The organism is Scandinavium sp. (assembly GCF_032012665.1).
In the GTDB taxonomy this organism is placed as follows: domain Bacteria; phylum Pseudomonadota; class Gammaproteobacteria; order Enterobacterales; family Enterobacteriaceae; genus Scandinavium.
In genome coordinates this window covers 40,076-55,855 of the sequence record NZ_DALZVG010000020.1, presented here as the reverse complement: position 1 = coordinate 55,855, position 15,780 = coordinate 40,076, and the positions used below count along the sequence as shown (strand labels likewise).

Annotated in this window: 17 protein-coding genes and 1 pseudogene; 9 read left to right on the top strand and 9 right to left on the bottom strand. The window is 52.9% G+C overall.

Features of this window, described 5'->3' with window-relative positions; genetic code table 11:
- Nucleotides 1-49 precede the first annotated feature (49 nt).
- From RTU33_RS15705 to RTU33_RS15695, 3 genes are all read right to left on the bottom strand, one after another.
- The gene (locus tag RTU33_RS15705; protein ID WP_312628592.1) at nt 50-646 is read right to left on the bottom strand and encodes a TetR/AcrR family transcriptional regulator; all 597 of its coding nucleotides are present in this window, start codon (nt 644-646) and stop codon (nt 50-52) included.
- 176 nt (nt 647-822) lie between these two features.
- Nucleotides 823-1,302 carry a hypothetical protein gene (locus RTU33_RS15700; protein ID WP_312628591.1) on the bottom strand — a complete coding sequence of 160 codons (480 nt, stop codon included), beginning with the start codon at nt 1,300-1,302 and terminating at the stop codon, nt 823-825.
- Between the two features lie 3 nt (nt 1,303-1,305).
- On the bottom strand, nt 1,306-2,082 hold the full coding sequence (locus RTU33_RS15695) for a winged helix-turn-helix domain-containing protein (RefSeq protein WP_312628590.1): 777 nt from the start codon (nt 2,080-2,082) through the stop codon (nt 1,306-1,308).
- A 491-nt stretch (nt 2,083-2,573) separates the two neighbouring features.
- Between RTU33_RS15695 and RTU33_RS15690 the strand changes: the two genes are divergently transcribed.
- The 9 genes and pseudogenes from RTU33_RS15690 (at nt 2,574) to RTU33_RS15650 (ending at nt 10,351) form a co-directional block, all read left to right on the top strand.
- The gene (locus RTU33_RS15690; protein WP_312628588.1) at nt 2,574-3,158 is read left to right on the top strand and encodes a fimbrial protein; all 585 of its coding nucleotides are present in this window, start codon (nt 2,574-2,576) and stop codon (nt 3,156-3,158) included.
- A gap of 49 nt (nt 3,159-3,207) precedes the next feature.
- Nucleotides 3,208-3,903: a molecular chaperone gene (locus RTU33_RS15685; RefSeq protein WP_312628586.1), complete on the top strand. Its 696-nt coding sequence runs from the start codon at nt 3,208-3,210 to the stop codon at nt 3,901-3,903.
- A gap of 15 nt (nt 3,904-3,918) precedes the next feature.
- The gene (locus tag RTU33_RS15680) at nt 3,919-6,405 is read left to right on the top strand and encodes a fimbria/pilus outer membrane usher protein (protein WP_312628585.1); all 2,487 of its coding nucleotides are present in this window, start codon (nt 3,919-3,921) and stop codon (nt 6,403-6,405) included.
- Between the two features lie 23 nt (nt 6,406-6,428).
- Complete coding sequence (locus tag RTU33_RS15675) at nt 6,429-7,487, top strand: fimbrial protein (RefSeq protein WP_312628584.1); 1,059 nt, start codon at nt 6,429-6,431, stop codon at nt 7,485-7,487.
- A 215-nt stretch (nt 7,488-7,702) separates the two neighbouring features.
- Nucleotides 7,703-8,509: a winged helix-turn-helix domain-containing protein gene (locus RTU33_RS15670; RefSeq protein WP_312628582.1), complete on the top strand. Its 807-nt coding sequence runs from the start codon at nt 7,703-7,705 to the stop codon at nt 8,507-8,509.
- Nucleotides 8,499-8,978 carry a hypothetical protein gene (locus RTU33_RS15665; RefSeq protein WP_312628580.1) on the top strand — a complete coding sequence of 160 codons (480 nt, stop codon included), beginning with the start codon at nt 8,499-8,501 and terminating at the stop codon, nt 8,976-8,978. The genes RTU33_RS15670 and RTU33_RS15665 overlap by 11 nt, the downstream gene beginning before the upstream one ends.
- Before the next feature lie 23 nt (nt 8,979-9,001).
- The gene (locus RTU33_RS15660) at nt 9,002-9,139 is read left to right on the top strand and encodes a hypothetical protein (protein ID WP_312628578.1); all 138 of its coding nucleotides are present in this window, start codon (nt 9,002-9,004) and stop codon (nt 9,137-9,139) included.
- A gap of 18 nt (nt 9,140-9,157) precedes the next feature.
- Nucleotides 9,158-9,640, top strand: a complete 483-nt coding sequence (locus tag RTU33_RS15655) for a cold shock domain-containing protein (RefSeq protein ID WP_312628576.1) — start codon at nt 9,158-9,160, stop codon at nt 9,638-9,640.
- Between the two features lie 91 nt (nt 9,641-9,731).
- A pseudogene (locus tag RTU33_RS15650) lies at nt 9,732-10,351 on the top strand (LysE family translocator).
- Here the strand turns inward: RTU33_RS15650 and RTU33_RS15645 are convergent.
- The 6 genes from RTU33_RS15645 to RTU33_RS15620 all read right to left on the bottom strand — a co-directional run bounded on the left by RTU33_RS15645 (nt 10,338) and on the right by RTU33_RS15620 (nt 15,757).
- Nucleotides 10,338-10,979 carry a DUF1109 domain-containing protein gene (locus RTU33_RS15645; protein WP_312628575.1) on the bottom strand — a complete coding sequence of 214 codons (642 nt, stop codon included), beginning with the start codon at nt 10,977-10,979 and terminating at the stop codon, nt 10,338-10,340. The pseudogene RTU33_RS15650 and the gene RTU33_RS15645 sit on opposite strands and share 14 nt — an antisense overlap.
- On the bottom strand, nt 10,966-11,535 hold the full coding sequence (locus tag RTU33_RS15640; RefSeq protein WP_312628573.1) for a sigma-70 family RNA polymerase sigma factor: 570 nt from the start codon (nt 11,533-11,535) through the stop codon (nt 10,966-10,968). The genes RTU33_RS15645 and RTU33_RS15640 overlap by 14 nt, the downstream gene beginning before the upstream one ends.
- 54 nt (nt 11,536-11,589) lie before the next feature.
- On the bottom strand, nt 11,590-12,813 hold the full coding sequence (locus tag RTU33_RS15635; RefSeq protein WP_312628572.1) for a thioredoxin family protein: 1,224 nt from the start codon (nt 12,811-12,813) through the stop codon (nt 11,590-11,592).
- Nucleotides 12,814-12,832: 19 nt separating this feature from the next.
- On the bottom strand, nt 12,833-13,396 hold the full coding sequence (locus tag RTU33_RS15630; RefSeq protein ID WP_312628571.1) for a peroxiredoxin: 564 nt from the start codon (nt 13,394-13,396) through the stop codon (nt 12,833-12,835).
- 142 nt (nt 13,397-13,538) lie between these two features.
- On the bottom strand, nt 13,539-14,417 hold the full coding sequence (locus tag RTU33_RS15625) for an aldo/keto reductase family oxidoreductase (RefSeq protein ID WP_312628570.1): 879 nt from the start codon (nt 14,415-14,417) through the stop codon (nt 13,539-13,541).
- A 110-nt stretch (nt 14,418-14,527) separates the two neighbouring features.
- Entirely contained in the window at nt 14,528-15,757 is a 1,230-nt protein-coding gene (locus RTU33_RS15620) for an amino acid permease (protein ID WP_312628569.1), read from the bottom strand.
- Nucleotides 15,758-15,780 lie beyond the last annotated feature (23 nt).

Below are 15,780 nucleotides of genomic sequence, written 5' to 3'. Positions count from 1 at the left end.
ACACTCCTGTCTTGAACAATCATTCCAGAATTGGGTAAAAAAAACAGGCTCATTTCAGAGCCTGGATTGCCAATGTCTTTATCACATGAAGGCTGCTTTCATCAGCCCCTCCACGAGCGGCCATTCTGATCCCTGCAATATTCGCAACCAGAAACAGGGCTACCTGCTCCGGAAGCGTGCTGGAGGAAATATCACCTTCAACTTGTGCCTGACTGATTTTACCTTTCAGTACTTCAAACATCCCTTTTGCTGCCCGATCGCGTATCGCCTGAAGATCGGTTTCGCGATTAGCAAAATCACTGATTGAACTCAGTCCAAGACATGGAGAGGTGGCTTCAGCGATCACCCGTTCCAGCATCGCCTCAATGCCATTGATAGCGCTTCCCTCTTTTTGCAGCATGGAAATATGCGCGGCGGTTTCATCTGCCGAGTACCTCTCGACCGCTGAACAGTAAAGTTGCCACTTTCCACCAAACGTATCATAGAGGCTCTGCCTGCCTATCTTCATCGCTGTTGTCAGCATTTGGGCAGACGTCGCAGCGTAGCCGTATTCCCGAAATACGGCAATTGCCGCATTCAGCGCGACTTCAACATCAAATTCTTTATATCTGGCCATGGAAAGGAGTGTAGCCAATTCTGGAATCATCAGTCAATAATACGTTGTGAACGTTTTGCATCTTTACTATCTTAAGTCTTCTTATGCGCTACCTTGTGCAATGTGAATCTACAGGCAAAATTTTATCTTCATGGGTACATGCCTTTGCTCGCCCGGGCCGTACAGATATGCGCGCTCATCACTTCCATGGCAGGACCTCTCAGGGATCAAATATCCCGGCATACCATTACCGGCAGCACCAGCCCCTGAATCATCCAGCTGCCGGGTTTAACCGGCGTTATCCAGAAGAAGTTGATGCTGTCCATCATCAGCTGATTAATGATATCCGCAGGGGCGGTATCGTCCGGCGTTTTTTGCATCTGCTTGCCATGAATATGGTAGATATTGCTGTTATCCACCCGCTCAAGCGTCATGTTATAGCGTCTGTCGATGGCATAGTTTTTTTCCGGCATCAGCATCACTCCTTTATCAAACGCCGTGAGCGAACTTTCCGAGTTCATCAGCAGCAACGTCGTCATCCTCAGTTCTATATAGTTGCCGTCAGGGTAAGTTTTCCGGGTAACCACGTCCGATTCACACTTGAGTAAAGGGGGCGTACTCTTCCATAAACCAGGTAGCGCAAAGTATGTCACTACCGTTAACAACCCTGCCAGCAGTGCTCCGGCTACCAGGAATTTTTTGATCACGGCCTACTCCCCCGTCAGACTACGAAAGGATATGCAGCTGCGATAGCCTGAATGGGAGTCCTGCAGGAAACATACTCCCATAAAAGAATTCTGCAGATTAATTTGATGAAACGTCGATAAATAAACATCAGCCGCACGCTGCAGACAGTTTATTTTGTTGTTTATTAGCCCTCTGGCTGCCTCTTCAAGAGAGTGATTGAGATCTGCTCCATTGTTTTTATTCATCACGTATATTGCACACTGATGGAAATGTCCGGCATAGGAAAGGGAGGGATCCTGCGGCAGCGTATTGCGGCTCATCCATTGCGTTACAATGCTCGACACAACGGCGCTCAGAATAATCATTAGTAATATTAGAAGAATATTTCTTACATTCTTGCGCAGCCAGTTAGAGGGAGTCTGTTCGTATAACGATTTACCGTCTGCTGTCGCCTCTTTTTTTGGCCGCACGGTATGGTGCTGGATATGCGCCGAGAGGCTAAACCCTTTCCCTCTTACCGTTGTAATTAAAGAAGGATCGTGTTCAAGCATGCGAAACGCTTTACGAATTTCACTGATGGCAACGTTCAGGCTGACGGAAGAACCCGAAAAGCCGTGATCCTCCCAGACGCGTTTAATCAGCTCATCGCGCTCCAGTAGCTTGCCATTATTAAGGATAAGAACATGCAACAATCTGGCAGCCTGATTCGATAAGCGAACAGCGGTTTCCTCGACACCTTCGAGTAAAATTGTGCCGGTATCTACTTCGTAAAGCATTGTATAGTCAATGAGATATTTCATGCGTTGCGTCTTAGTTAAAAACCGTGGGCATAAAGCGCGGCTAGTATTTAGGACAAAAATACGTGGGTCAAGGTATCAGCAACCAGGAAAAAATCTCTTCATGGCAATAGCATTTAAAGTCCAAAGATAAAATTTCACCCAGAGATTGTATGGATGTTCTAAACAGATTAATAATAAAGTTTTAATCTTCTCATAAGATTATTATTCTTATGATTTCAATAAGTAAGAATAATGTTTTGTATTTTGAGATTATTATGCATGATTATGTTGTCGGGTCGCAGCAGCCCAGTACAGACGGCATGCGACTCAAAAATGGGTTTTCGGTACATTAAAATAGTTTCTCCGCGTGATTAATAATCGATTCTGGCTCTCCGAAGCCAGGCGGTTTAAAGCGCGGATAAATAATTTTATGAAAGGTCACACTGCAATCTTTTTTACCGGAAAGTTCGACCCTGGTATTTGTAAAATTAAATCGTATTCTGGAGTTTCTCATGCTTAAGAACATTATTTCCTTAACCGTACTGGCTGCGGCAATGACCTCTGGCGCGGCAACCGCCGCTGACCAGGCTGCGGGTGGCGTAATCAATTTCTCTGGTGCCATCACCGACACGACCTGCACCATCAACGGCGGCAAAAGTGCTGACTTTACGGTTGCCCTGGCGCCAATCTCCGTATCTGATGCGGGCACTACCGTTGGGCCGATCACTAAAAACAAAAAATCTTTCTCCCTGACCTTCTCCGGCTGCTCACCTGCGGCAGGTACCGCCGGTACGCCTCTGAAAGTCTATTTCTCCTCCGCGGATAACATCTCTACTGATGGAAAATACCTGCTGAATAATAGCGTCAACGAAAGCGACGCTGGCGTAGCTCGCAACGTTGGCTTCTCACTGGCAGAGCCGTCTTCCTCAACGCCAATCCCGCTGAATCAGCCTTACACCACCAAGGTAATGGGTGATAAAACTGCGCCGGATGCCGAAACGCTGACCCTCGACGTGTATTACTACAAAACCAACAGCGATGCGGCAAAAGTGGGTTCCCTGAGCTCCAATGTGACTTATACCGTTGCCTATCTGTAATTGTTTTTCCGCCGGGCCCGGCTCCGGGCCTGGTTAATAAGGTTTTATCATGCGCACTCTTTATCTTCTGGCTACCATGCTGCTGGCGTCAGGTTCTGCATGGTCCAATGTTATTATTAACGGTACCCGAATTATTTATCCTGAAAATACCAAAGAAACGGTTGTTCAGCTTATTAATAACGGGGACGATCCTTCCCTGGTACAGGCATGGATTGACGATGGCGATATTAATTCCACACCAGAAACGGCAAAAGTCCCGTTTCTGCTCACGCCACCGGTCGTAAAAGTAAACGGTCATAACGGGCAGCAGCTGCGTATTAAAAAATTACCGGCTAGCCTTCCTGGCGATCGTGAATCCGTATTTTATCTGAACGTGCTGGATATTCCTCCCAAGCCTGAAAATATGCAGGGCCTGAATACCATGCAGCTGGCAATTAAGTCACGAATTAAGGTTTTTTATCGTCCGACAGCCCTTAAAGGCACGCTCGAGCAGGCGATAAATCAACTCAGGCTGAATGCCGATGCCCGCGGTTTCACCATTATCAATAACAGCCCGTTCAATATCACGATTGCCAACATCGAAGGCTCAGGCGAAAGCAAGCTGCTGGAAAACTCCCTGATGGTTTCTCCCTTCAGTCAGGACACGGCTATCAGCAAGAAAAGCGTCAGAAAAGGCCAGTCGTATCGCGTGATGTACGTCGACGATGCCGGAGCCTACCAGACCAAAGCCCTGATCACCGAGTAAACGGAACTCTCACTCATGAAACGCAAACAAAACAGACTCTGGCTGTTGGCGGCATGCTCATGCCTGCTGCCCCAGCCCTCCCGCGCGGTAACTTTTGATACGTCCTTACTGGCCGGTGCATCGCGTGAGTCCGATCTGTCTCGCTTTTATGAGGATAACGACATGCCTGCGGGCAATCAGGAGATGGATATCTACGTCAATGGCGACTGGCAGGGGCGCTATACGGTGACGTTTGGTAAAGCCAAAGACGACATCTTCCTTGACCGCACCAGTGCCGGACTGCTGGGGATCGATATGAGTCAGCTTAACCTGATGGATCAAGATGGCGTCCAGTTGAAAAAGCTGGTGCAGGGCGGTCGCGTTGCTGTCGACCCCGGAACCCTGAGCATTCAACTGACGGTGCCACAAAGCTTTATGCTGCATCATGAGCAAGGCTACGTCGATCCGCGCCTCTGGGACCAGGGCATTCCGGCGTTGATGCTCTCTTACAACACAACTTATTACAACACGCGCTCGAAAACGGGTAGCCGGGACAGCGATGACGATCTTTACGCCGGGCTGGATTCCGGGATCAACCTGCTGGGCTGGCAGTTTCGCGACAGCAGCACCTGGAGCAAGCACTCAGGAGAGAGTGGCCAGTGGCAGAATAATACCCGCTATCTTCGCCGTCCCATCCCAACGCTGAAGTCGAATCTGATGATGGGCGACTTTTATACTCCCGGCGATCTGTTTGATTCGCTTCGGGTACGCGGCGTCTCTCTGGGATCGGATATCAATATGCGACCGAACTCCCAGCAGGGTTTTTCGCCCGTCGTACACGGCGTGGCACGGACTAATGCCCTGGTTAAGGTCATGCAGAGCGGTAACGTTATCTGGCAGGAGAACGTTCCACCGGGCGCGTTTACGCTCGACAATATTCAGCCCACCGGCTCGGCAGGGGATCTGCTGGTCGTGGTACGTGAAGCGGATGGTTCTCAGCAGTCTTTTTCTGTCCCGTTCTCCGCCGTACCGGGCATGCTGAAACAGGGCATCAGCCAGTACAGCCTGGTCGCGGGTAAAGTGCATCAGGCCAATACCGATTATCAGCCAGCGTTTATTCAGGGCACGCTGCGCCATGGCTTCAACAACCTGGTCACTGGCTATGCAGGCTCAATTCTCAGCGCAAACTACGCCTCCGGCCTGCTCGGTGCAGGCTGGAACCTGCCGGTAGGTGCCGTTTCGCTGGACGTCACTCATGCCAGAACACAGCTGCAAAACCGAAGCGACAGCGGGCAAAGCTTCCGTATCGCCTACAGTAAATTCGTCAGCACTACCGCGACTAACTTTACCCTGGCGGCCTATCGCTACTCGACCAAAGGTTACTACAGCTTCAGTGACGCCATTTATTCCCGCGAAGGCTACCATCGGCTGGAAAAAGAGTATGACAAGATGAAAGATGTCTATGGCTTCAGCCCGGACATCGATCTCAATACGTGGGATGCGCTGCGTTCTGCTCGCCCTAAAAATACCTTCAACCTGGATCTTAACCAGCAGTTAGGGAAGGGCTGGGGAACGGCGTTTATCTCCGCTACCCAGCGAGATTACTGGAGCAAAGCGCAGAAAAGTCGGGAATATCAAATTGGTTACTCCAACTCGCTTGGCCAGGCCAGCTATACGCTTTCCGCCAGCCGCGTTCGCAACAGCGATCGCCAGCAGGAAACGCGCATGTACGTCTCACTCAGCCTGCCCTTCTCAATGTTTGACAGCAGCGCATGGCTTACCTCCAGCGTCTCGGCAGCGGATTCACACTACCAGCAGACCAACCTTAGCCTGAGCGGCAACGCCATGGATTCGAATCGTCTGAGCTATTCCCTTTCCGGCAGCAATCAGCACGGTGGGAGCAATACCGCCAGCGCCAGCGCCGCATACCGTTCTGATATCTCAACGGTTGGTGGCTCCTGGAGTGAATCCTCTGACTACCGGCAGGCTGGCCTCAGCAGCCGCGGTAGCATCGTTGCCATCCCTGGTCACGTGCTGATGTCCAACGAAGTGGGCCGGACGATGACCATCGTGGAAGCGCCAGGGGCAAAAGGCATGATGGTGAACGGAGATGACAGCATCGTCACCAACCGCGACGGGCTGGCGCTGGTGCCTTATGCAACCCCGTACCGCCGCAATGCCATTACCCTGTCCAGCACCAGTGACAGCGTTGGCGCGGAAGTGATGGGTAACATCGCCAATACGGCTCCCTGGGACGGCGCCGTCAGCTATCTGCGCTTCGAAACCGATCGCCGGACCTCCTGGGAGCTTAATGCCTTACAGGCCAGTGGGAAACCGCTGCCGTTTGGAACAGAAGTCTTTAACGATGACGGAGAGTCGGTCGGATTCGTGGGCCAGAACAGCGTGCTGTATATTCGCTCGGAGCATCAGCCAAAGAGCCTGAACGTCAAACTGCGCGATGGAAGCTGCCGGCTCGTCTCTCCGACCTATGGGATGAATGCAGCCCCTACGCGCTGTCGCTAGTTTTCTGCATGACAGGAGTTTTTATGTTCAGGTTATTTCTTTTTCTGCTGCTGGCCTGCGCCAGCGGCGTAAGCTATGCCACCTGCTCCGGCAGCGGAATCAGCTACGGTACGCCCCTCAACATCGATCTGTCGGACAAGCTCAGCATGACCAATACCCAGTGGACCACCACGGTCATGACGCAGTACGTTGGCTCCTTTAACTGCACCACCGGTAATAGTGAATTTGCCTATACGCCGATTTTGTCCACCGACAGCAGCAAGGCCACGATTCTTTCCTTTGGCAAATATAACGTGCGCGCAGAGATCGTGAATACGCCGGCAAACCCAAAACTTGCCAGCTCCGGTCGACACACTGCTTCAGAGCTTAACACGGCAATGAATCTGCGCTTTACGCTGGTCAGCAGTACCGGCACGGCAGTGGCTGGTAACACGGTAAGCATCAGCGATGTCATGTTTGTCAGCGACATGAGCGGCATGTCGTTATGGGAAATTCTGACGTGGCCGCTAACCCAGGCGGCGAAGATCCTGACCTGGTTGTTTAATGGTTTCCACTGGCCGTACGATAATCGCGATATGTACGGTCAGCCGATGACAATTAAGTATGCACCGGCGGAAACCACCTGCGCTTTTGACAACGCCGGGCTGACGGTTGTATTGCCAAAAGTCGGGATTTCACAGCTGGACTCCTCAAGCCAGCCGGGTATCACACCCTTCACGCTGAATATGAGCTGCCAGAACCTGAACACGGACAGCACCTCAACGCGTGCGGTGGATATGTTCCTTTCCAGCAATAACCTGCTGCCTGCCGACAGTAGCGTACTGGTAGACAGCAGTACTTCAGCGGCTAAAGGCGTTGGCATTCGGGTCGTAAAAACCAGTAATGCAGGTAAACCCGTCGTGTTTTCTACCTCTACTACCAGTCGGGGAACCGCCACATCTCTTTTCAGCGTGGCGCAGGGCGGTGCCATGACGCAAACTATTTCCATTCCCATGGCGGCTTATTACTACGTATATAATACTAGAGCTGTCGCTCAGGGTAATATAAATACATCAGCTGTACTGAATATCATTTATCCCTAAATAGCGATCTTTTACGCCAAACCAGATGACATTTACTCTTAAGTAGATGTCATTTACTCTTAAGTGAGTATCATTCATTCTTGATTTCTATAGTTCAATAACAATAAATCAACCTCATCAATCATTCTCTTTGATTCCATCGAGGATGTCTGTATAACTTTAATGAAGTGAGCGCAAGTAAGCGCTTTCTCAATGTTCACCAGATAGGGGGGGGAGTGAAATATCTCATTGATTACAGGATGCTTTATGAGGTTGATACTGCCCTTGTTTTGCTTATAGATGAACCAGAAGTAAACATTAAGTTATCAAATCAGGCAGGACGGTTATTATATCAGCTGGTTATTAACAGCGGTCATGAGCTGACGCGGGAAGCGTTAATTGAAACGGTTTGGGAAAATCAGGGGTTTACGGGTTCCTCGGTTAGCCTTAACGTTGCTATCAGTGAAATCAGAAAGGCATTTCGCCAGCTTGGACACGATCCTGGATTAATTAATACCATCCGCAAAAAAGGCTTTTGTCTTAATGCACACATTGAGCACCACACGGTGCGCCCCGTAGCCCGTGCGGCTGAGGCTGAGAGTGAGACTGAGTCTTCAGAACTTCAGCAAGTTCCTGAAGTCACGGTGCAGCGTAATCCTCTTATGCTGATGCTGGCTATCCTGCTGATCGCCATTATTGCCGGAGTCGTGTTGATGCTGCTCTCGTGGTTCGGCAATGCCGATACCTTCGAACCCACAGAACTGGTTTTTTTGGGACAGCATGAGCAGTGCGGGCTCTGGCTTATTGGCAGCCGTCGGGATCCCGATAACCCGGACGTTCTGTTAAAGGCGATAGACCATCAGCTAAATACCTGGCAGATCGATTGCCGGAAAAATAAAGCTGACGTCTTTTTTTCCAGCACCGAGCAGATTGTCTTTAAGAACAGCTTCACTGGCGTATGCTTCAGAAATGAAAAAGATACAGGTTACCGGAGCTGCCGATCTCTGCGTAAGTTAGGGGAGATACAGAACATTGACTCGTAAGAAATGGTTTACGCATGGAATTGCGATCTTCTTTATTACGCTTTTTGTTATTTCAGCAGGCAGTAAACTCCTTCGTAACAAAAATGCCACGTTTGAATGTAAATCAGACATTATTACGCGTAAAAGCTACGTTACAGGTGGTTCCGTTGAACTCAGGTTAGCTGGCGTGTTTCTTTATGATGGTAAAACATCCCTTAACGCTGTTTATCAAGGGCTAATGAAGACCGAATCGCAAACGCTGATTATCGATCGCACGTTCAGTCTCAAAATAAAAAAAATGCACGGCAGCAATATTTATCAGATAGTCGAAAGAAAAATTGATCGTTTGCCTGATGATACTGCACCGCCAGGCATTGTGGATCAGCTTCAGCTGGACAATATAGATTATTTATATATAACGCAGGTAAAAGATAACGCCCTGCTAATACAAAGCGTGATACTACCGTCAATGATTTGTACAAGAATATGAACCACATAAGCGGGTCAGATCTTATGGCGGCACTGTTCAGCCTGAAGCGTGCCGCCATTGAAGGTTCTCTGGTACCCCGCCATTTTATCGTCCAGACTTACTTCAAAGGCATAGTCTGTGCAGGCATTGTGCATTACACTGCGCGCTGCAAAATTGAGTAGATGAAGAATGAGGCGGTAATGGCGATGAACGGAACAATCACAACCTGGTTTGAAGACAAAGGGTTTGGGTTTATCAAAGATGAAAACGGCGATAATCGCTATTTTCACGTGATTAAGGTCGCCAACCCGGAGCTGATTAAAAAAGATGCGGCGGTAACGTTTGAGCCGACAACCAACACCAAAGGCCTGTCCGCATTTGCGGTGAAGGTACTGCCGGAAAGCAAATATATCTACATTGCGGGCGAGCGCCTGAAGCTCAGCTCGATCAAAACGTATCTGGTCTACAGTGAAGAAGAGCCTGTCGACAGCAAAATAGACAAAGAGAATGCGGTGCTTTCCGTGGGCCTGCTGATGAACAGTATTCGCCCGAAAGCGACGGTCAAAGTGGGTGAAATGCGCTCCGTGAAGAAGCTGGCGATCACCACCTTCCAGAAAAAAACGCTGATTTTTTCTGAAGATGAAATCGACATCGAAGCCACAGTGAAAATGCTTAAGGTGTGATTTTTACGGGCCGGTGGCGATGTGGCGCCAGCGCTTTTATGTTGCGTTAGTGTTAATTTTTGCGTAGGCTCCACTTTTTCGGAGCCGTAAAATGTCCGTCACTGATTCCCTCCTTGCCTTTACCTTCGCTGCAACTCTGCTCACCCTGACGCCTGGTCTCGATACCGCCCTGATCCTGCGAACCTCCGTTGCGGAAGGGGGCAAAAAAGCCGTTCAGGCGGCGCTCGGCATTGACGTTGGCTGTTTCATCTGGGGCGCGCTGGTGGCGTTTGGTCTCGGGGCGCGCTGGCGGTCTCTGAACTGGCGTACAGCTTACTGAAGTGGTGCGGTGCGGCTTATCTGTGCTGGCTTGGCGTTCAGCTTTTGTTGCGCCCGCGGCAGAGCTTTACGCTCACGCCCGGCGGTGACGCACAAAGCAGCAACGGGTTCTTACGCGGGATGTTGGGCAACGTGCTGAATCCCAAAATGGGCGTGTTTTATGTCTCTTTTCTGCCTCAGTTTATTCCTGTCGGGCACTCCCCTCTGGTCTGGACCTTTCTTCTGGTGTCGATCCACGTTTGCCTGGGGACGCTGTAGTCGCTCACGTTGATTCTGGCGTCAGGCTATGCTGCGTCCATGCTAAAAAATCCCTCGGTCGTCAAATGGCTGGATCGGGCCACCGGCATCGCGTTTTTGCTCTTTGCGGCACGACTGGCTCTCAGTAAGCGCTGACCCAGCGCCAGCCCAGCGCAATGGTGGCAACGATAATGGTGGCGATGGCCGCCAGGTGCATCAGGAAATCCTCAGGATGCAGATGTACCGGGTGGCAAAACATCAGCAGCGAAAGCGCCATGCAGGCCACGGCTGTGCCCGATAACGTCAGGCTTTGCAGCGGCTTCAGGGTGCGGGTATGGCGCAGATAGCCAATCACCAGCGCGATCATTGGCACGCTGACGGTCACCATGAACGTGTAGCAGCGCGTATCCGTCAGGCTACTTGCCGTCAGCGGCTGGTAGCCGAGGCTCATCAGGACCGATGCCAGCCACATCCCTGCCAGCAGGAGCAGCCAACGCATTTTCGCTGGGCGTTGCCCGGCTATGCTGAGCGTAAACGCCGAATGGATAGCCAGCAGTCCCAATACAAAAATGACGATCAGCTGCGCTATTGCCAGCCAGGCTCCCGGCTGCGTCCAGTCCGTTGCCGTACGCTCCAGCAGCAGGCTAGCGAGCGCTCCCGCGGGCAGCGCCATGAGTACCCAGCTTGCCACACGCCAGCGCACCGGTAAGATACGGTTGACCGGGGTGGCGCGATGGCTCAGTTTTTCAATTAACGCATCATGTAACGCATCATGACTGTCCATGACTGGCTCCAGAACGGCGAAGGGTGTTTAACGCCCGGTGTAATAATGATTTCACGGCGGAGACGCTCAGATTATTGGCCTGAGCGGCTTCAGCGAGGCTCATCTCCTGCAAATGAACGTGCTCGACAAGCTGGCGCTGCCGAGCGGGAAGCTGATTCAGGAAACCATCCAGCTCCTCACCGACGTCCAGCCGTTCCGCTCTGAGAGCAAACGAAGGATCGGCCATCTCAAGGAGCGAATCATCGTCCGCCACTTCCCGTCGGGCGCGCCGCCCGTGCCGCCTTAAGGCATCAATGGCCCGGGCATGGGCAATCGCCATCAGCCAGGGCAGAAACGGGCTGCCCGGATCGTAGGTGTGGCGGATCCGGTGCAGGGTTAACAGCACGTCCTGAATCACGTCTTCGGTCAGCTCCTCGTCGTCCACCTGTTTGCGGACAATCGCGCGGATAACCGGCACCAGCGTCTGCAACAGCTGCGCATACGCCTGCCGGTCACCCGCCTGGGCACGCGCCATAAACGCGGGCCAGGCTTCACGCGGGACAACCACCTTATCCATATTCCGCCTTGCAGCACGACGCCGGAAAAGCCGGGCGTGCCGCCGTTACGGTCATCACGCTTTTTTTCCGGACGCCTGATTAAGGGCATTCACCACGATAGTCGGGGTCAATACCTGAGGGAGTACCTTCGGTGCGCCACCGTTGGCAGGATAGACCACATACAGCGGTAATCCTCCCTGGCCAAACTGGCTCAGCGCGTCATCGACATCTGGATTAAATTTAGTTGAATCTGCCACCATATACAGCGTACCGGTACGGGCCATCGCCTCTTTTACCGCCTGGGTTGAGAGTGATGTTTTGTCGTTGACCTGACAGGTAATACACCACGAGGCGGTAAAGTTTACGAAGATAGCTTTGCCATGACCACGCTGTTCTGCCACCGCCTGCGGCGTCCATTTAACCGTTGCGGTGCTTGCCATGACGTCAGCCGTTGCCGCAGGCTTCATGATGCCCGGCAGAGGTAAAAGAATCGCGACTATCAGCACAGCCGTCACCGCATACATTACCCGATATCCCCGGCCAGCCAGCTGGCGTCGTTGGGCGATGCCGTACAGCCACGCGGCGAAACTCAGGGCTACCGAACCTGCCAGCATTACGCCAAGCGCGGTCGTACCTGCCTGCTGAGCCAGCACCCAAACCAGCCAGGCGAACGCACCAAGCATAGGGAATGCCAGCGCATGCTTAAGCACGTTCATCCACGCCCCCGGCCTCGGCAGACGTTTAGCCAGCGCCGGGAAGAGTGATATTAGCGTGAACGGGGCGGCAAAGCCCAACGCCAGCGCGAAGAAAATGGCCAGAGCGACCGTAGGCGGTTGTATCAGCGCATAGCCGATAGCGCTCGCCATGAACGGTGCAGAGCAGGGGGTGGCGACGATGATCGCCAGCGCGCCGGTCAGCGCGGAGCGTACGAATGCCCCACGCCCGACGGAAATTTCCCCGGCGCGCTGTAGCGAAAGTCCCACTTCAAATACGCCGAGCAGGTTCAGGGCGGCACCAAGAATCACCAGCGCCAGCAGCGAAATCACCATCGGCGACTGAAGCTGGAAGCCCCAGCCGACGGCAGCGCCGCCTGCGCGGGCCGCCAGCAAAACCCCGGCAAGCAGCATCATGGTGACAACCACGCCGAGCAGGAACGCCAGGCCTTCGCTGCGGGCGCTGGCAGTATTGCCGTCGTGGCGCAGCAGGCCAAACGCCTTCAGCGAAACCACCGGGAACACGCAGGGCATAAAGTTGAGAATAATGCCGCCGAGGAAGGCGGCGAACAGGGCGGTTAGCATAGCGCGTCTCTGTCTGTTATCAGGAGTGTGACTGGGCGTACTTCTTCACGGCATCCATGGTTTTCTGGATGTGCTCGTCCGGGTTACGGTCGGTGTAGCTCAGCAGTATTTTGCCATCTGGCGCAATCACAAACGAGGTGCGGTCCGAGAGCGTTTTACCGCCCATCTGCATCTGCGTCTGGTATTCGGCGGCAACTTTTGCGCCCGGATCGGCGGCAACGGCAAACTTATTGCGGCACTCGAGCTGCGAGAACTTCGCGACCTGGTCGGTATTCCCGGCGGTGACGCCAATCACCGTGGCGCCCAGCTTTTTAAAATCGTCGGTGGCTTCGGCAAAGTCATGAGCCTCAAGCGTGCAGCCTGCGGTGAATGCAGCCGGGAAGAAATAGAGCACCACCGGCCCTTTTTGCAGCGCCTGCTGCAGTGAGAAGGTCAGGGGTTTACCGCCAAGCGCGGCATCCAGCTTGAAGTCAGGCGCGCTTGCGCCAACGGGAAGTGCAGCTGCGGCGTTAAAGGCCATCAGAGACAGGCCAAATACGGCGGCGCTGGCAAGCAGGGATAAATGGTGTTTCACAGCAATCATGGTCGGCTCCGGTCATGTTGAGTTAAAGGGTCTTCCCTTAACAGTTCGCCGGAGGTGAGAGAAAAGTTGCGCGAGTGTGAAAAAATTTTTGTGGGCTTAGAAGAGAAGTGCCTTCAGGCTGGCCGAAGGCACTCAGAAAGCCTTAGTGCTGCGCCGTCTGCGGCAGATTGTTCAGCACGTCCAGCGCGGCCTGTGGCAGCGTCAGGTGCGCCGCGGCCAGGTTTTCATTCAGGTGGCCGAGCGAAGAGGTGCCCGGGATCAGCAGAATATTTGGTGCGCGCTGCAGCAGCCAGGCCAGCGCCACCTGCATCGGCGTGGCGTTCAGGCTTGCGGCGATCTCATTAAGTTCCTGAGACTGCAGCGGTGAGAAGCCACCCAGCGGGAAGAAGGGCACGTAAGGAATGTGCTTAGCCGCCAGGGCGTCGATCAGCGCATCGTCATGGCGATTAGCGACGTTGTAGAAGTTCTGTACGCAGACGATTTCCGTCTGCTTCATGCCGTCTTCTACCTGCTTCGCGGTGACGTTGCTCAGACCGATGTGGCGGATTTTTCCCTGCTTTTTGAGATCAATCAGCGTAGAAAGCGGCTCTTCCAGCGAACCTTCTGCCGGGCCATGGACGCTAATCATGCTGCGCAGGTTGACCACGTCCAGCGCTTCCAGGCCGAGATTGCGCAGGTTGTCTTCCACCGCCTGAGTCAGTTCCGGTGCAGAAAGTGCAGGCAGCCAGTTACCCTGCTCGTCACGGCGGGCGCTGACTTTCGTGACGATTGTCAGTGACTCCGGATACGGATGCAGCGCTTTTTTGATGATTTGGTTAGTGACGTGCGGGCCGTAAAAATCGGAGGTGTCGATGTGATTCACGCCCGCTTCAAGCGCGGCCTGCAGAACTTTAACCGCCATCTCCGGATCTTTTGGTGGACCGAACACGCCGGGACCGGCGAGCTGCATCGCGCCATAACCAAGACGCCAGACTTCGCGATCGCCAAGAGTAAAGCTGCCGGACTGTGTAACGCTGGACATAACTGTTTCCTCATAATGGCTTAACCGAATCAGTGTAAACCGATTCGCTGAGGAGAGAGGGGAATAAAGTTTAACGGAATGTGCGGCAGGCAAGCCTGCCGCGGCGGTGTTTAACTGAAGAACATCACTGAGACGCAGAGCAAACCCACAATCAGCGTGATGAGGCTGCCCGCCGAGCGGTAAGGCTTGAGGGCCGGAATCAGGTACGTGGAGAGCGTCGGCATAATAAAGAGGATCATCGCAATCAGCGGGCCGCTGATGGCATAGATCATTGAGATGGCATTCGGGTTGATGCAGCAGACGATAAAGGTCACCGTCGACACCAGCAGAATGGAGATGGCGCGATTAAACGCGCGGCTCTTGCGGATGCCCGCGACATTCAGCGTCGCGCGGACCATTTCACTCGCCCCTTCAACCACGCCAAAGTAGGTGCCGAGGAACGACTTCGACATCGCCACAATCGCCACAATAATCCCGGAAACCGCCAGCCAGTGCGGCGCAGCGGGCATCATTGCCAGCGCGGAAAGAATGGTGACACCTTCATTTTTGGCATTCACGATGTAGCTTTCCGGAATGGCCAGCAGGCAGCTGAACACGAAGAAAAGCACGCTCAGGCAGATAATCAGATAGGCAATCCGCATAATTTTTTTGCATTTATCCATGGCCTGCTCGCCGAACTTCTCGCGCCGGTCGATGGCGAAGGTCGAGATTATCGGCGTATGGCTAAAAGCGAAAACCATCACGGGAATAGAGATCCAGACCTGGTGCAGCGTTTGCGGCGTAAACGTCAGCCCCTCGCTAAACATTGTCGGTTGCCAGTCACCTGTCAGGTAGAGCGACAGGAACAGGAAATACGCAATCAGCGGGAAGACCAGAAAACCCATCACCTTCAGCGTGGCGTGACGGCCCATCAGGAAGATCAGATTCAGCACCAGGACCACCACCAGGCTGACCGCCATGCGGATGCCGAGGGTGACGGTCATCTGTTTCGCCAGCTGTTCCGTCAGCGAGTTGGTGATGGCGACGGCGTAAATCAGCACCACCACAAAGAAGGCAATGAAATAGAGGGCGGTGATAAGATTACCGATCTTCTTACCGTAGTAGTGACTGACGGCGCCGGTGATACCAACGTTAGCGGGCAGGTTAGCGGAGAGGATAAAGCGGCAAAGCGCGCGGTGTGGCCAGTAGGTTAACGGCCAGGCTACCAGGGCCGTAATCAGTAACACCATTGCCCCTGCGGACCCTAACTGAATCGGCAGAAACAGGGTGCCCGCCCCTACCGCAGTACCATATAAGGCGAAACTCCACAGAGTTTCGTCTTTTGACCATAATTTCGACATTTTTTGAATCTTTAAACCAGATA

Excerpts from the sequence above, each read along its gene's own strand:
- RTU33_RS15625 (WP_312628570.1), bottom strand. The coding sequence starts at position 14,417 with ATGTCCAGCGTTACACAGTCCGGCAGCTTTACTCTTGGCGATCGCGAA.
- RTU33_RS15690 (WP_312628588.1), top strand. The coding sequence starts at position 2,574 with ATGCTTAAGAACATTATTTCCTTAACCGTACTGGCTGCGGCAATGACC.
- RTU33_RS15705 (WP_312628592.1), bottom strand. The coding sequence starts at position 646 with ATGATTCCAGAATTGGCTACACTCCTTTCCATGGCCAGATATAAAGAA.
- RTU33_RS15620 (WP_312628569.1), bottom strand. The coding sequence starts at position 15,757 with ATGTCGAAATTATGGTCAAAAGACGAAACTCTGTGGAGTTTCGCCTTA.
- RTU33_RS15695 (WP_312628590.1), bottom strand. The coding sequence starts at position 2,082 with ATGAAATATCTCATTGACTATACAATGCTTTACGAAGTAGATACCGGC.
- RTU33_RS15635 (WP_312628572.1), bottom strand. The coding sequence starts at position 12,813 with ATGCTAACCGCCCTGTTCGCCGCCTTCCTCGGCGGCATTATTCTCAAC.
- RTU33_RS15680 (WP_312628585.1), top strand. The coding sequence starts at position 3,919 with ATGAAACGCAAACAAAACAGACTCTGGCTGTTGGCGGCATGCTCATGC.
- RTU33_RS15645 (WP_312628575.1), bottom strand. The coding sequence starts at position 10,979 with ATGGACAGTCATGATGCGTTACATGATGCGTTAATTGAAAAACTGAGC.
- RTU33_RS15640 (WP_312628573.1), bottom strand. The coding sequence starts at position 11,535 with ATGGATAAGGTGGTTGTCCCGCGTGAAGCCTGGCCCGCGTTTATGGCG.
- RTU33_RS15685 (WP_312628586.1), top strand. The coding sequence starts at position 3,208 with ATGCGCACTCTTTATCTTCTGGCTACCATGCTGCTGGCGTCAGGTTCT.
- RTU33_RS15655 (WP_312628576.1), top strand. The coding sequence starts at position 9,158 with ATGGCGATGAACGGAACAATCACAACCTGGTTTGAAGACAAAGGGTTT.
- RTU33_RS15660 (WP_312628578.1), top strand. The coding sequence starts at position 9,002 with ATGGCGGCACTGTTCAGCCTGAAGCGTGCCGCCATTGAAGGTTCTCTG.
- RTU33_RS15675 (WP_312628584.1), top strand. The coding sequence starts at position 6,429 with ATGTTCAGGTTATTTCTTTTTCTGCTGCTGGCCTGCGCCAGCGGCGTA.
- RTU33_RS15630 (WP_312628571.1), bottom strand. The coding sequence starts at position 13,396 with ATGATTGCTGTGAAACACCATTTATCCCTGCTTGCCAGCGCCGCCGTA.